Source organism: Olleya sp. ITB9 (genome assembly GCF_001315805.1).
GTDB classification, from domain to species: Bacteria; Bacteroidota; Bacteroidia; order Flavobacteriales; family Flavobacteriaceae; genus Olleya; species Olleya sediminilitoris.
The window spans coordinates 13,321-29,165 of record NZ_BCBW01000010.1; the positions used below are offsets into that span (position 1 = coordinate 13,321).

Sequence of the window (15,845 nt, forward strand, 5' to 3'; positions counted from 1 at the left end):
TAGTACAACATGAAAACAATACAAGGACAAATAGTAGATATACAAAACCAACGCATTTTTAGTGGCGAAATCACCATTGCTTCAGGGAAAATACAATCTATTACAGAAAAAGAACACGATGTAAAACATTACATATTACCTGGTTTTGTTGATGCACACATACATATTGAAAGCTCGATGTTAGTTCCATCAGAGTTTGCTAAAATAGCAGTTAAACATGGTACTATTGCTACGGTTAGTGATCCTCATGAAATAGCAAATGTATTAGGAGTAAAAGGCGTTGAGTTTATGATTGAAAACGGAAAACAAACTCCTTTTAAATTCAATTTTGGAGCACCAAGTTGCGTGCCAGCGACCACTTTTGAGTCTGCTGGAGCAATTATAGATTCTGACGACATTAAAACCTTGATGGCTAATCCGGATATTAAATATCTAGCCGAAATGATGAATTATCCTGGTGTGTTGTTTGATGATCCTGAAGTGCTAAAAAAAATAGCTTGGGCGAAACACTACAACAAACCAGTAGATGGTCATGCACCAGGTTTAAGAGGTGATGATGTTACTAAATACATTAATTCAGGCATTAGTACAGATCACGAGTGTTTTACTTATGATGAAGCATTGGAAAAGCTTCAAAAAGGAATGAAGATTTTAATCCGAGAGGGTAGTGCTGCCAAAAACTTTGAAGCGTTAATTGATTTGCTACCTGATCATTATCAAAACATGATGTTTTGTAGTGACGACAAGCATCCAGATGATTTATTATTAAACCACATCAACGCGCTTTGTGCTAGAGCTGTTGCCAAAGGAATTGATGTTTTTAAAGTATTACAAGTGGCTTGTATTAATCCTGTAAAGCATTATAATTTGGATGTAGGCTTATTGCAAAAAAATGATGTTGCAGATTTTATTATAGTTGAAGATTTAAAAGCATTTAAAACGCTTCAAACCTATATTGATGGAGCATTAGTGTTTGATAACGGAACGTCCTTAGTAAAAGACGTAGCGTTTGAAAATCTTAATAATTTTGATACAGAAATTAAAACAATAGAAGATTTTAAAGTCGAAAGTACAGCTAAACAAATTAGAGTTGTTGAAGCTTTAGAGGGTCAATTGGTTACTAATCAACTTATAGAAGAAGCGACATTACATAACGGAAATTTAGTATCCAATACAGAAACGGATGTTTTAAAAATGACAGTGGTCAACCGTTATAAAAATGATGTGCCAGCACTAGCATTTATTAAAAACTTTGGATTAAAGGAAGGTGCTATTGCAAGTTCTGTTGGACATGATTCTCATAATATTATTGCAGTTGGTGTAAGCGATGAAGCTATTTGTAAAGCAGTAAATTTAATAATTGAAAACAAAGGTGGTATTTGTGCTGTGTCAGATACAGATCAAAAAATAGTATCGCTTCCTGTGGCTGGAATTATGAGTGATAAAAATGCAGAAACTATTGGTCACGCTTACGCGGAATTGGATGCGTTTGCTAAACAATTGGGTACAACATTAAATGCACCTTTCATGACCTTATCTTTTATGGCATTATTGGTAATACCAGCTTTAAAATTAAGTGATAAAGGGTTGTTTGATGGCGGAAAATTTGAGTTTACAAGTTTAGAGGTTAATTAATATTTTGGACCATTAATAAAATAATCTATGCCAATAATTGAATCACATTACAAGCCTAAATTCATCTTCAGAAATGGACATATATCTACCATATATTCTGGTTTATTTCGTAAAGTAGAAGGCGTAACTCAAAAACGAGAACGCATTACTTTACCTGATTCAGACTTTATAGATTTAGATTGGAGCCATGCAAAAGCACCAACTAATCAATTATTAATTATCATTCATGGTCTAGAAGGTAATGCACAACGCCATTATATGTTAGGATCGGCAAAAATAGCTAACCAAAATGGTATTGATGCAGTTTGTATAAATTTAAGAGGTTGTAGTGGAGAGGTTAATACAAGTTTTCAATCGTATCATTCTGGTAAAACAGACGATTTAGCTTCAGTTTTAAACTACATAACATCTAAGTATAGTTATGATACTATTTACTTAAATGGTTTTAGTTTAGGAGGAAATCTTATTTTAAAGTATTTAGGTGAAACTGCTAAGCTTCCTAAAGAAATTAAAGCAGCTGTAACCGTTTCTGTTCCTGTGTATTTAAAAGGATCCTTACAACGTTTAATGGCATCAGGAAATGTTATGTATTCTACTAAATTTTTAAAAGATTTAAAAGAAAAACTAAAACAGAAGCAACAACAATTTCCTGAAAAAATCAATAGTTCAGATTTCAATTCGGTTAAAACTTTAAAAGATTTTGACGATGTGTATACTTCAAAAGCACATGGTTTTAAGGATGCTTATGATTATTATCAAAAATCAAGTAGTCTTCAGTATTTAAAACATATTTCAATTCCGACCTTATTAATAAACGCTCAAAACGATTCATTTTTATCCAAAGAATGTTATCCCATTGAAGCTGCACAGCAAAATCCAAATTTATATCTAGAAATGCCAAAATATGGTGGTCATGTTGGTTTTTATGATGAACAAAACGTGTATTATTCCGAAAAACGAATGCTTCAGTTTATAAATAATTTATAATTGGTAACAATTTATTTTTAATTATGTAATTGTTAATTAAAACTTATAAATTTACAAGACAAAAAATGTTAAATTAAAGAGTGTTTTATATTTTTATAACGATGGGAAAACAAAATAACAATAAAGCGAAAACAGGAAGTAATAAATCCAATCAGTCAAACGGGAATTCTAAAAAGCAAGGCAATAAGGTTAATCTTGGTAAAACTACTAGAGAAGGTGCGGGCAGTACTAAGGGTTTAAAAACAGGAAATAGGCCTAAAAAATAGATAGTAAAAACCCAGTTAAAAATGATATTCCTATTATCATAGTTATAATTGAAATGAAATTAAAAATATCAGTGAATTTATTATATGTTTTTACAAATGAATCATCAGTTTTTTGACTTGTATTAATTTTTTCTTTATCAATCTCTTTCAAAGATTCATTAGACAGTATTTCTAATTCATTCAAAATATATTTTTCTTCATAATGATTTGCATAATAACCACTTAATTGAGAAAAGAAATTTACGATTATTGAACTTAGTAATAATATTCCTGCAATACTCAGTAAGTATGAGTTTTCAACTAGTATTTTACCTGTTTTAAATTCTTTAATGATTCCAAAAATCACATATAGTCCACCACTACTAATGGAAATCACTAGTAAATCCATTCTTTTTAAAGAGTAATCTGATTTTTCTTTTGTGCTATTTAGATGCTCTTTCCATTCATCATATTTAGTTTGATTTTTTGATTTCATTTTAGAAGCTTTTTTTAAATAGTTTATAAATATATAACAAATAGTATTTACTGATGAAAAGAATTTGTCAGCTTATAAAAAAACATTATTTCTTATGATTTTTAAATTTTTCATGAATTTTGTTGCTTATAGTAGATCAAAATCCAAATTTATATCTAGAAATGCCAAAATATGGTGGTCATGTTGGTTTTTATCAAACCAAAGCGACCTATTATTCAGAACAAAGAATGCTTCAGTTTTTAACAGAATTGTAGATTAGTACTCTTATTCAATTTATATATAAAATACTTATCTTTAGTTTTTCAAAATAAAAACTAATGAAACGTATCCTAATTCTACTAGTTTTAACGCTAGTATTTTCGTCTTGTAAAGACCAAGTAAAACTTGACACCCAAACCACTGCAAAAGTAACAGATGACTATGTTGTTGCAGAGCATTACACTAAAAAAGAAGTATCCATTACTATGCGTGATGGTATAAAGCTGCATACTACAATTTACTCGCCTAAAGATACGTCAAAACAGTATCCTATATTAATGCAACGTACACCTTACAGTTGTAAACCTTATGGTGATAACGAGTTTAAATCTAAAATAGGACCTAATCAATATTTAATGAAAGAAGGTAATATTATAGTCTATCAAGATGTACGTGGACGATGGAATAGTGAAGGGGTTTATGATAATATGCGTGCATTTATACCAAACAAAACAGGTGAGCAATTTGATGAAGCTAGTGACACGTATGACACAATAGATTGGTTGGTTAAAAATGTTGAAAATAATAATGGAAACGTTGGTACTTGGGGAATTTCATATCCTGGTTTTTACACCACATATTCTACATTATCTGGTCATCCAGCTTTAAAAGCAGCGTCACCACAAGCTTGTATTGGAGACTTCTTTTTTGATGATTTTTTCCACAATGGTGCTTTTTTATTAAGTTATTGGAGAGCAACCTCTGTGTTTGGTTACATGAAGGATCAACCTACAAAAGAGGCTTGGTATAAATTTCCAGAAATAGGTACAGAGGACCAATACCAGTTTTTTTTAGACGCTGGACCACTTAGTAATTTAAATACATACTATGGTGAGGACAACGAGTTTTGGAACCAAATTAAAAGTCATCCAAATTATGACGAGTTTTGGCAGAGTAGAGGTATTATTCAGCATTTAAAAGATGTTAAACCTGCGACTTTAATTGTTGGAGGTTTATTTGATGCAGAGGATTTATATGGTCCTTTTAATACTTATAAAAGTATTGAAAAAAATAGTGATAATTACAATGCTGTTGTTTTTGGACCTTGGAGTCATGGTGATTGGGCAAGAAATAAAGACCGTCAAGTTGTTGGTAATATTCATTTTGGTGATCAAATTTCTGATGATTTTCAAAAAAATATCGAAACAAAATTCTTTAATCATTTCTTAAAAGGAAAAGCAGACGGAACGTTAGATTTACCTGAAGCTCACTTTTTTAATACAGGTACAAAACAATGGACAGATTTTACAGCTTGGCCACCACAAAATAGTATTAAGGAAAGTTATTATATGCAACCAGAACAACGTTTAACACAACAAGCTAATCGTATGGTAGCAACAAGTGATTTTATTAGCGATCCTAAAAAACCTGTGCCTTACACAGAAGATGTTAAAGTCGTGTTTACACCACGTAAATTTATGACGGACGACCAACGTTTTGCTTCAAGACGTCCAGACGTGTTAACATTTGAAACTGAAGTTTTAGAAAACGATGTGACTTTAGCAGGAGATATTCTAGCCAAACTACAAGTGTCAACAACTGGTACTTCTGCAGATTGGATTGTAAAAGTTATTGATGTGTTTCCTGCAGAAACCAAAAATACAGACGATGTTCAAGATCATTTAAAACTTAGTAATTACCATATGATGGTTAGAAGTGAAACCATGCGAGGACGTTTTAGAAATAGTATGAGTACTCCAGAACCTTTTGTACCAAATCAAAAAACAACTGTTAATATTAAGTTACAAGACGTCTTACATACCTTTAAAAAAGGACACAAGATACAAGTACAAGTGCAAAGTACATTTTTTCCTTATATAGATATTAATCCACAAACTTATGTAGATAATATTTTTGAAGCTAAAGCTTCAGATTTTAAAGCGCAAACACATAAAGTTTATAATGATTCAGAAATAGAGTTTACAGTTTTGAAGTAAATTTTAGAAAACTTTTTCCTACATTTAGTAACTAAACTAACCATTTTATGCTTAAAAAAGTTTTTGGAAGCGCTGTTTTTGGTGTTGAAGCTACAACAGTAACCGTTGAAGTTAACGTAGATAGTGGTATTGGCTATCATCTTGTTGGACTTCCGGATAATGCAATTAAAGAAAGTAATTTTAGAATTGCAGCTGCACTTCAAAATAATGGTTATAAAATTCCTGGAAAAAAAATAATTATTAATATGTCACCAGCAGACCTTCGTAAAGAAGGTTCTGCTTATGACCTGACATTGGCAATGGGTATTTTAGCAGCTTCAAAACAAATAGTTGCTGAAAATTTGGAAGAGTTTTTAATCATGGGTGAATTATCCTTAGATGGAACATTACAACCTATTAAAGGTGCTTTGCCAATTGCTATTAAGGCTAGGGAAGAAGGTTATAAAGGATTTATACTTCCTATTCAAAATGTTAAAGAAGCTGCTATTGTTGATGGTCTTGAAGTGTATGGCGTCGAAAATATTAAACAAGTCATTAATTATTTTGATAAAGGCGAAGCTTTAGAGCAAACGATAATTGATACAAGAAAAGAATTTGAAAAAAGTCTTGATTTTCCGGAGTTTGATTTTAGTGATGTTAAAGGCCAAGAAAGTATAAAACGTTGTATGGAAATTGCAGCAGCAGGTGGACATAATATTATTTTGATTGGTCCTCCAGGTGCTGGAAAAACGATGTTAGCAAAACGCTTACCTAGTATTTTACCACCAATGACGTTACATGAAGCTTTAGAAACAACAAAAATACATAGTGTGGTTGGACGTGTCAAAGATTCAGGATTAATGGCTCAAAGACCATTTAGAAGTCCGCACCACACTATTAGTGATGTTGCTTTAGTTGGAGGAGGAGCATATCCACAGCCAGGAGAAATATCATTATCACACAATGGAGTTTTATTTTTAGACGAATTACCAGAGTTTAAACGAGGTGTTTTAGAAGTCATGCGTCAACCCTTAGAAGATAGAGAAGTAACCATTTCTAGAGCTAGGTTTACAGTAACCTATCCATCATCGTTTATGTTAGTTGCTAGTATGAATCCTAGTCCAAGTGGTTATTTTAACGATCCTGATGCACCTGTAACTAGCAGTCCAGCAGAAATGCAACGGTATTTAAGTAAAATTTCTGGACCACTTTTAGATAGAATAGATATTCATATTGAAGTGACTCCTGTTCCTTTTGAAAAATTATCAGAAGAACGTAAAGGCGAATCTTCAGTTGATATAAGAAAACGTGTTACTAAAGCACGTCAAATACAAACCCTAAGGTTTAAAGATTTTGAGAATGTACACTATAACGCACAAATGTCTACTAAGCAAATTAGAGTGTATTGTAAACTTGAAGAAGCTTCAAAACAATTACTTAAAACAGCAATGGAACGTTTAAATCTTTCTGCTAGAGCGTATGACAGAATTTTAAAAGTTTCTAGGACTATTGCAGATTTGGAAGGTAGTGACGCTGTATTAGGAAATCATATAAGTGAAGCAATACAATACAGAAGTTTAGATAGAGAAGGATGGTTGGGTTGATTTTCTTAAAAAATTAACATTTTTTTTATTACATTAGTGCTTTAGCTATTAATAACTTTAAACAATTATAAAAAAATGTCAGTACCAACCGGAAAAATCACAGCGACTGAAGCTGAAGAATTAAATGAAGCATGGACTAATTTGCGTAAAAATGCCAATGATAAAGCTGCAGGTAAACCTGATAACAGATCAACATGGTATTCTCTTGAAGATATGGAAGCTTTTATCAAAATGATAAAAGATGAAAATTCAGCAGTAAATGGAGTCCGATGCTACTTAGGTGTAAAAACAACTAATCAAGATCCAAAAGGGTATACTACCATATTTATGGTGCCTACTGAAAGAAATGGTAATACAAATCAAGATATAATTGGTGCCAATGGAATGGATAGAGGTGATGGTGGAATGCCACCAGATCAAGGATATCCAAACTAATTTATATGGAGCATTTTTTACATCAAAACTATAGTTTTTTAACTAAATTTTTTATTCTGATAGCAGTTGTTTCTGGAATTGTTTCTTACAGGAAATACAAAGGGACACCTGCTATTTTTTTTATAAAGATTGTATTATTCTTATTTTCAATTGAAGTCATTGGGTCATATTATAAACTTAAAGGGTTACATAATTTTTTTGATCCCATATTTAGTTCGGTATTTAAAAAAAATTTTTGGTGGTATACTCTAGCATTTGATGTGATAGTGATTGTATTATTCTCTGTACTATTTCAGAAAGTAATAGCAAATAAAAAATTCAAAAAGATATTAAAGTTTACTACATATTGTTTTATATTATTTTCATCTATTCATATCTTCTATAACAGAGACTTGTTTTTTATTCAGTTTTTTCCAATGATTCAAATTGCTGGAGCTTTTGTAATTTTAAGCTGTAGTATATTGTATTTTATGGAATTACTGCTAACTAATAAAATTCTTGAATTTTATAAATTCATTTATTTCTATATAGCAATTGCCATATTTATTTGGTGGCTAGTTATTACACCTTTAACTTTTTACGATGTGTATATGGTTAATAGCGATTGGGAGTATATATTTTTAAAATGGCAAATTTACTTAACATTAAACTTCGTAATGTATATGTTATTTGCAATTGGTTTTTTTGTCTCAAAACCTCAAAATTTGCCCAAAAAAAAATAATTAGAATTGAATACTTTAAATAAATAGGTATGATTGAATATTCTATTGATTCAAAACATTGATTCTGTATGTTTTATAATAGTATGATTTGTTTTTTTAAATAACATCAATATATGATTTGATCAAAATATTGGTTTTTCTTAGTCTTTGATAAGGTTTCTAGTTTAAAAGAAAACTTTAACTATTAATATAATTTAAGTACTTTCGTGCTCTAGCTATTAATAACTATTAACAATAATTAAAAAAGATGTCAAAACCACAAGGAGTGATTACAGCAAAAGAAGCGATAGAGCTTAGTGATCAATGGACTAAATTAAGAAAAGATGCTAATGATAGAGCAGCCGGCAAACCAGATAACAGATCTTCATGGTACTCGTTAGAAGAGATGGAAACATTTATCAAAATGATTAAAGAAGAAAATAAATCTGTGAACGGTATTAGGTTTTATCTGGGAGTAGATAAAGTGTCAAAATTAGATCAAAAAGGATACACGACGATTTTTATGGTGCCAACTGAAGAAATAAATGGTGGTAACCATGATATAATTGGAGCTAACGGAATGGATAGAGCAGGTAATGGTAATCCACCACAATCAGGTTGTCCACAATAAAACAATCTAATGCTAGATTTTTTATTTAAAAATTATTTTCTAATTACACATATTTTAGAAGCAACAACAGCTGTAATAGGTCTTTTGTGTTTGAAAAAATTTAAAGACACAGCTGTTGTTTTTTTTATTAAAATTTTAGTGTTTTTGTTTTTTGTAGATTTTTTTGGTTCATATACTCTTTATTTAGATAATTTTGAGTTTTTTAAACCTATAAAAGGAACTAAGTTTGCCTATAATACTTGGTGGTTTACTTTGTTTTTTGATGTATTTGCAGTTTCTTTTTTGACTTTTTTTTATATCAAACTTTTTAAAGATATATTGTTAAAAAAAGTTATTAAAATAACTTTACTATCATTCTGGATTTATTGTTTTGCAAAGGTTATTTTTGATTTTGATAGTTTATTTTACACTTCAGACCCTGTAATATACATATTTGGAGCAATATTAATTATCGGGTGTACTTCAATATATTTTATCCAATTACTACAAAACGAAAATCTATTAAAATTTTCAACATCTCCTTATTTTTATATAAGTATATCTTTATTTTTATGGTGGTTAATTGTTACACCACTGGTGTTTTATGATAAATATTACATTTTAGAAGATAAAAGCTTTATTAACTTAAAACGTAGTATTTATGTGTTTTCAAACTTGTTTATGTATACTACATTTGCTATTGGACTTTTAGTTTCAAGATCTGAACTATTGAAATAATATGATATCAAAGCTTTTATTTATTTTTAATCAATAAATATATAAAGTTTGAGTGTTTGTCTTCAATACTGTATGTTAAAATTAAAAACGTTAGCTATTTTTGTTTACTGTTATATTTATGTATACTTGTTTTTACATTGTACCTATAGTTTCAAAAACCACAACCAAACATGATTAACCTTTTATTGCTTTTACAATCACCACAAGTATCCACTGCAGCAGAGCGTTACTTACTAATTTACATGATTGGTGTTTTAATAGTTGTAACAACACTTGTTATTTTGTTTTTTATAGTTTTTCAAAAAAGAAAAAACCAATTGTTGTTAGATCAAATTATGCAACAACAAGCTTTTGAAGCAGAATTGTCAAATGCACAAACCGAAATACAAGAACAAACCTTAAAAAATATTGGTTGGGAGCTACATGATAATGTGGGACAATTGTTAGCAGCTGCTAGTATGCAGCTTAACATCTTAAAAACCAAACTGAATACTGAAGCACAAGACAATTTTTCCGAAGCTTCAGATTTTGTTAAACAAAGTTTAAAAGAAGTAAGGATGTTATCCAGATCTTTAAACAATGAAGTTGTTTTAAATATTGGTTTTGAGCAATCCATAACCAATGAGTTAAATAGACTTAAAAAGATGAGGTTTGCTTCTGCAGAGCTACATGTTAAAGGGGAAGTCATACCTTTTACTAATAAAAAGCATGAAATTATAATATTTAGAATATTACAAGAATTTTTTTCCAATACAGTTAAGTATTCTGATGCTAAAAACCTTGCAGTTATTCTTAATTATGAGCAAGATAAATTAGTTATAAAAGCTACAGATGATGGTAAGGGTTTTAACTCAGAAACTGTAGAAAAAGGCTCTGGATTATTAAATATGAAAAGTCGTGCAGAGCTTATAAATACTAATTTTAGTCTACAATCAAATCCAGGAGAAGGTGTTAAGTTACAACTAGAATATCCTTTAAATCAACCCGTATAAACATTGCAGGAAGCTACAACCATTTAAGTACTTTTCTAACAGTGTTTAATTTACCTTTATAAGGAGCATAACGTACAGGAATATCTAGCCAATTGGCCTTTTTTACAATGCCCTTTTTATGGCTAAACGTGTCAAAAGTATATTGACCATGATAAGCTCCAATTCCGCTGTTACCAACACCTCCAAACGGTAATCTGTGATTTGCAAAATGCACTATAGTGTCGTTTATGCAACCACCTCCAAACGAATATTTTTTTATTAATTGTTTCGCTTTTGCGGAATTTGTGCTAAATACATACAAGCTTAAAGGCTTGTTATAAGACAGTATAATACGATCTAAATCCGAAACATCTTGATAAGAAATTACAGGTAGAATTGGTCCAAATATTTCATCTTTCATGACTTCGCTATCCAATTTTGGTTCGTCAATAATAGTTGGAGCTATATAAAGGTCTTTAGCATTGGTTTGACCACCAATTTTACACTTTTGATTAACCAATAACTCAGACAGACGTTCAAAATTTTTGATATTTATGATTCTAGCTAAATCTTTTGAGTCTTCAGGGTTTTGTCCATAAGCTAATTCTATTTCATGTTGTATAGCTTTGTAAAAGGCTTCCTTTTTTGTATGATGTATCAGAACATAATCAGGAGCAATACAGGTTTGTCCAGCGTTAACAAATTTACCCCAAACTACTCGTTTTGCAGTAAGTTTAATATTAGCAGTTTCGTCTATAACACAAGGGTTTTTTCCGCCTAACTCTAACGTTATTGGTGTTAAATTTGGTGCTGCTGCTTTAGCTACTATTTTGCCAACATTAACACTTCCTGTAAAGAAAATATAATCCCAACGTTGATGTAATAATTGTGTAGATGTACCAACACCACCTTGTACTACAGTAACGTGTTCTGGTTTAAATACCTTTTTAATAATATCACTCAATAAAGCAGATGTGTTTGGAGTAAGTTCGCTTGGTTTAAGTACAACTGTATTACCTGCTGCAATAGCACCAACTAAAGGTGCTATTGCTAGTTGGTAAGGGTAGTTCCAAGGTGCGATGACTAAAACATTTCCATAAGGTTCAGAATACAAATAATCTGATGACGGGAAATTTAATAAAGCAGGAAAAACACGTTTTGGTTTAGCCCATTTACTTAATTTTTTTATGGTATGTTTTAAATCTTGTATTACAATAGCGGTTTCGGTTAAAACACTTTCAAATTCTGGTTTTTTAAAGTCTTTATATAACGCCTCAGTGATGTCTTGTTCTCTAGTTATTAAATGGTTTAAAAGTGATTTTAAGACTTTTTTACGGTAGGCTACCTCTTGGGTTTGCCCTGTTTTAAAAAACTTTTTTTGAGCATTTAATAGATCTGGTATCATAGGTGTTTTTTTATTTTAAAGATAACTATTTTATAAGGTTGTTATTATTGCGTTAGTGGTAGAAATGGCATCCTTTTTTTACTGCCATATATGGCAAAAAAAGATATAATGGATGACACGCCCCTTGTGGTAACGCCATAAACTAAAGACAAGCATCCCAAATAGGGTCTTTAGGTAAAGGAGCTGTAATATTTAAATCGGTTTTAGATACTGGATGAATAAAGGTGATATTTCTGGCATGTAGGCTAATACTTGCATCTTTATTACTACGGTTAAATCCGTACTTTAAATCTCCTTTTATTGGGCTTCCTATTGTGGATAATTGTACACGTATTTGGTGATGACGTCCTGTTTCTAGATTAACTTCTAATAGATAATAATTGTCTAGTTTTTTTAAAATTTTGTAATGTAATATAGCTTTTTTACTATCAGGAACTTCTTTTTTGTAGGCTCTAGATTTATTGTTTTTGGGATTTTTTTTAAGCCAATGTATTAAGGTTCCAGATGGTTTTTCTGGAGGGTTTTTTACTAATGCCCAATAGGTTTTAGAGATGTCTTTAGATACAAATAACTTGTTTAAACGTGGTAATGCTTTACTTGTTTTAGAAAAAATGACTAATCCTGTGGTTGGTCTATCTAACCTATGGACAGTCCCTAAATAAACATTTCCTGGTTTGTTGTATTTAACTGCTATATAGTTTTTAACAACATCGCTTAAGGGTGTGTCTCCTGTTTTGTCTCCTTGTACAATATCTCCAGCACGTTTATTTACTACAATAATGTGATTATCTTCATAAACAACCTTTAAATTGTCTTTATTGGATAATGTCTTTGACATTTTATTTGTTAACTATTGTAAGTTAATACTGTTCTTTATCGCTTGGGAAATTTCCGCTTTTAACATCCTTACCATATTGTATAAAAGCATTTGTCATGTCTTCATAAAGATTCATGTAACGACGTAAAAATCTTGGATTAAACTCATGTGTCATTCCAATCATGTCATGAGTAACTAGTACTTGACCATCAACACCATTTCCGGCTCCAATACCAATTACAGGAATAGACACACTTTCTGCTACTTCTTGAGCTAATTTAGCAGGTATTTTTTCTAAAACTAATGCAAAACAACCTGCTTTTTCAAGCATCAAGGCATCATCTTTTAATTGTTTAGCTTCTTGCTCTTCTTTAGCACGAACAGTATAAGTACCAAATTTATATATAGATTGAGGAGTTAACCCTAAATGTCCCATAACAGGTATTCCTGCATGTAAAATACGTTTAATAGAGTCTTTTACTTCTTTACCGCCTTCCATTTTAACTGCATGTCCACCAGATTCTTTCATGATTCTAATAGCACTACGTAAAGCTTCTTTTGGGTCACTTTGGTAACTACCAAAAGGTAAGTCAACCACAACTAATGATCTGTCTATTGCTCTAACTACAGAAGATGCATGATAAATCATTTGGTCTAGTGTAATTGGTAAAGTAGTTTCATGTCCAGCCATAACATTACTAGCAGAATCACCTACTAAAATAACGTCAGTACCTGCACTATCCACTATTTTAGCCATAGTGTAGTCATAAGCAGTTAGCATAGAGATTTTTTCTCCATTTTTTTTCATTTCTACCAATGACTTAACAGTTACTCTTTTATATTCTTTTTTTGCTACGGACATATTTAGTTTCGTTTTTGTATGGATTGTAAATGTACAAAATTAAGGATTAAGACTAAATTTTTCTTTACTACTGAAAATCTTATATTTACGTTGTAATAATAAATTAAAATAGTATATGAGATTTGTTTTTAGTCTTTTTTTTGTGTTGAACGTTACTTTTCTCCATGCACAAAATAATACAGAAGAAGAGATGGTTATAAAAACAATCACTAACTTTTTTGAGGGCTTTCATGCTCAGGATAGCACTAAAATGTATAATGCCGTTTATAAAACTGTACTAATGCAATCTATTAGTAAAACAACGTCTCAAGATGTAACATTGTCTTTGACGAACTTTAAAGCTTTTGTAGGTCAAATTAAATCAATTCCAGAAACCGATTCTTTTAAAGAAGTTTTATTAAGTTTTGAAGTGAAGATTGATGGTAATATGGCTAATGTTTGGACACCTTATGAGTTTTGGTATAATGACAAAAAAAGGCATTGTGGTGTTAACTCGTTTCAATTAATAAAAGAGAACAGACAGTGGAAAATATTTTATATAGTAGATACCAGACGCTCTTGTAATTAGCAATCTGCCAAACTTACACGAACTGCTAAACCACCTTCGCTGGTTTCTTTATATTTGGTATTCATGTCTTTTGCAGTTTCCCACATAGTATCTACAACTTTATCTAATGGTACTTTTACATTTTTTGGATCTGTGTCAAGAGCAAGTTCTGCTGCGTTAATAGCTTTAATTGCTCCCATGCTGTTGCGCTCTATACAAGGTATTTGTACTAAACCACCAATTGGGTCACAGGTTAGTCCAAGGTGATGTTCCATAGCTATTTCTGCAGCAATCATAACTTGTTCTGGTGTTCCACCAGAAAGTTGACATAATCCAGCAGCAGCCATTGCAGACGACACTCCAATTTCGGCTTGACATCCACCCATTGCAGCACTAATTGTAGCTCCTTTTTTAAAGATACTACCAATTTCACTAGCGACTAATAAAAAGGTTTTTATATCGTCAAAGTTAGCATCATGATTTTCAATAACCATATAATACATTAATACAGCAGGTATTACTCCAGCGCTTCCGTTAGTTGGTGCAGTTACTACACGTCCAAGTGAGGCATTTACCTCGTTAACAGCTAATGCAAAACAACTAACCCACTTTAGTATTTGTCTAAACTTAACTTCACTATGTCTAATACTTTCTAACCATTCTTGAGGTGTGTTGTATGGGACTTCTATATTCAATCTTTGGTGTGTGTCAAAAGCACGACGTCTAACATTTAAGCCTCCTGGTAAATTACCTTCGGTGTGACAACCAACAAACATACATTCTAACATGGTGTCCCAAATACGTTTTAGCTCAAAATCAATATCCTCGTCAGATCTAAGTGAGCGTTCGTTTTCTAAAACAATTTCAGAAATAGATTTATTTTCATTATTACAAAAAGCTAATAGTTCTGAAGCTTTATCAATAGGAAAAGGAAATTCTTTTTTTAGTTCTTTATTTTCGGCATCAACCGTTCGTTCTTCTTTAACTACAAATCCACCACCAATAGAGTAGAAGGTAGAGGTGTGTATTTGGTTTTCCGCGAAAGCGGTAAACTTTATTCCATTAGCATGAAAAGGCAAGAAGGCACGATTAAAAACAATATCCTTTTTGATGTCAAAAGGGATAACACGCTCGTTATTTAAAACTAATTTTTCAGTATTATTAATAGATGCTATAATAATGTCTATGGTATCTGTTGGGATGCGTTCCGGATCTGCACCACTTAAACCAAGCATGACTGCTAAGTCAGTAGCATGCCCTTTACCTGTCAATGACAACGATCCGTAAAGATCTATAGTTACGTTTTGGATACTATCAAAAAGATTGGCTTCTTTTAGCTCGTATATCCAACGCTCAGCAGCTCGCCAAGGACCTAAAGTATGAGAACTAGAAGGACCTACGCCAATTTTAAGCATGTCAAAAACAGAAATACACTCCATAACTTCGAAATCGTTTTAGTATTGAGCGACAAATATAGTTTTTTGTATCACATATTAATATTAAAAAGAAATAGATTTTAAAAGTGATTATGACATCGTGTCAGTCCTATTGTCTTGGCATAATCATTGACTTATTGAAACCGTAATAGTTACAACACAAAAATAAAAATATATAAAAT

17 protein-coding genes are annotated in these 15,845 nt (G+C 31.2%); 12 read left to right on the forward strand and 5 right to left on the reverse strand.

The genetic code is table 11. From position 1 onward, the window contains the following. Nucleotides 1-9: 9 nt before the first annotated feature. The 3 genes from ade (at nt 10) to ITB9_RS15525 (ending at nt 2,888) form a co-directional block, all read left to right on the forward strand. Nucleotides 10-1,635: an adenine deaminase gene (gene ade / locus ITB9_RS01670; protein WP_054850875.1), complete on the forward strand. Its 1,626-nt coding sequence runs from the start codon at nt 10-12 to the stop codon at nt 1,633-1,635. Between the two features lie 27 nt (nt 1,636-1,662). Then, on the forward strand, nt 1,663-2,622 hold the full coding sequence (locus ITB9_RS01675; protein ID WP_054850876.1) for a YheT family hydrolase: 960 nt from the start codon (nt 1,663-1,665) through the stop codon (nt 2,620-2,622). A gap of 101 nt (nt 2,623-2,723) precedes the next feature. Beyond that, nucleotides 2,724-2,888: a hypothetical protein gene (locus ITB9_RS15525; RefSeq protein WP_187294240.1), complete on the forward strand. Its 165-nt coding sequence runs from the start codon at nt 2,724-2,726 to the stop codon at nt 2,886-2,888. Here ITB9_RS15525 and ITB9_RS01680 read toward each other — a convergent pair. Next, the gene (locus ITB9_RS01680) at nt 2,878-3,363 is read right to left on the reverse strand and encodes a hypothetical protein (protein WP_054850877.1); all 486 of its coding nucleotides are present in this window, start codon (nt 3,361-3,363) and stop codon (nt 2,878-2,880) included. The genes ITB9_RS15525 and ITB9_RS01680 overlap by 11 nt on opposite strands. A gap of 119 nt (nt 3,364-3,482) precedes the next feature. Here ITB9_RS01680 and ITB9_RS15755 point away from each other — a divergent pair, with 119 nt between their 5' ends. The 8 genes from ITB9_RS15755 (at nt 3,483) to ITB9_RS01715 (ending at nt 10,617) form a co-directional block, all read left to right on the forward strand. Beyond that, nucleotides 3,483-3,617, forward strand: coding sequence for a hypothetical protein (locus ITB9_RS15755; RefSeq protein ID WP_371440194.1), 135 nt, complete (start codon nt 3,483-3,485; stop codon nt 3,615-3,617). Nucleotides 3,618-3,680: 63 nt separating this feature from the next. Beyond that, nucleotides 3,681-5,558 (forward strand): CocE/NonD family hydrolase, encoded by a 1,878-nt coding sequence (locus tag ITB9_RS01685; RefSeq protein ID WP_054850878.1) that lies wholly within the window; start codon nt 3,681-3,683, stop codon nt 5,556-5,558. A gap of 47 nt (nt 5,559-5,605) precedes the next feature. Next, nucleotides 5,606-7,141: a YifB family Mg chelatase-like AAA ATPase gene (locus tag ITB9_RS01690; protein ID WP_054850879.1), complete on the forward strand. Its 1,536-nt coding sequence runs from the start codon at nt 5,606-5,608 to the stop codon at nt 7,139-7,141. 75 nt (nt 7,142-7,216) lie between these two features. Continuing rightward, nucleotides 7,217-7,576, forward strand: coding sequence for a hypothetical protein (locus tag ITB9_RS01695; protein ID WP_054850880.1), 360 nt, complete (start codon nt 7,217-7,219; stop codon nt 7,574-7,576). A 5-nt stretch (nt 7,577-7,581) separates the two neighbouring features. Further along, complete coding sequence (locus ITB9_RS01700; RefSeq protein WP_054850881.1) at nt 7,582-8,298, forward strand: hypothetical protein; 717 nt, start codon at nt 7,582-7,584, stop codon at nt 8,296-8,298. A gap of 247 nt (nt 8,299-8,545) precedes the next feature. After that, the gene (locus tag ITB9_RS01705; RefSeq protein ID WP_028290790.1) at nt 8,546-8,908 is read left to right on the forward strand and encodes a hypothetical protein; all 363 of its coding nucleotides are present in this window, start codon (nt 8,546-8,548) and stop codon (nt 8,906-8,908) included. A gap of 9 nt (nt 8,909-8,917) precedes the next feature. Further along, nucleotides 8,918-9,625 (forward strand): hypothetical protein, encoded by a 708-nt coding sequence (locus ITB9_RS01710; protein ID WP_028606152.1) that lies wholly within the window; start codon nt 8,918-8,920, stop codon nt 9,623-9,625. Between the two features lie 170 nt (nt 9,626-9,795). Continuing rightward, nucleotides 9,796-10,617 (forward strand): sensor histidine kinase, encoded by an 822-nt coding sequence (locus ITB9_RS01715; protein ID WP_054850882.1) that lies wholly within the window; start codon nt 9,796-9,798, stop codon nt 10,615-10,617. Nucleotides 10,618-10,630: 13 nt separating this feature from the next. Here ITB9_RS01715 and ITB9_RS01720 read toward each other — a convergent pair whose 3' ends face one another. From ITB9_RS01720 to panB, 3 genes are all read right to left on the reverse strand, one after another. Then, nucleotides 10,631-12,001: an aldehyde dehydrogenase gene (locus ITB9_RS01720; RefSeq protein ID WP_054850883.1), complete on the reverse strand. Its 1,371-nt coding sequence runs from the start codon at nt 11,999-12,001 to the stop codon at nt 10,631-10,633. Between the two features lie 142 nt (nt 12,002-12,143). Continuing rightward, nucleotides 12,144-12,839 carry an RluA family pseudouridine synthase gene (locus tag ITB9_RS01725; protein ID WP_028606149.1) on the reverse strand — a complete coding sequence of 232 codons (696 nt, stop codon included), beginning with the start codon at nt 12,837-12,839 and terminating at the stop codon, nt 12,144-12,146. Nucleotides 12,840-12,861: 22 nt separating this feature from the next. Beyond that, nucleotides 12,862-13,680 carry a 3-methyl-2-oxobutanoate hydroxymethyltransferase gene (gene panB, locus ITB9_RS01730; RefSeq protein ID WP_028290785.1) on the reverse strand — a complete coding sequence of 273 codons (819 nt, stop codon included), beginning with the start codon at nt 13,678-13,680 and terminating at the stop codon, nt 12,862-12,864. Nucleotides 13,681-13,960: 280 nt separating this feature from the next. Here panB and ITB9_RS01735 point away from each other — a divergent pair, with 280 nt between their 5' ends. After that, nucleotides 13,961-14,248, forward strand: coding sequence for a hypothetical protein (locus tag ITB9_RS01735; RefSeq protein WP_371440195.1), 288 nt, complete (start codon nt 13,961-13,963; stop codon nt 14,246-14,248). Here the strand turns inward: ITB9_RS01735 and ITB9_RS01740 are convergent. Then, nucleotides 14,245-15,666: an L-serine ammonia-lyase gene (locus tag ITB9_RS01740; protein WP_054850885.1), complete on the reverse strand. Its 1,422-nt coding sequence runs from the start codon at nt 15,664-15,666 to the stop codon at nt 14,245-14,247. The two genes, ITB9_RS01735 and ITB9_RS01740, sit on opposite strands and share 4 nt — an antisense overlap. Nucleotides 15,667-15,845 lie beyond the last annotated feature (179 nt).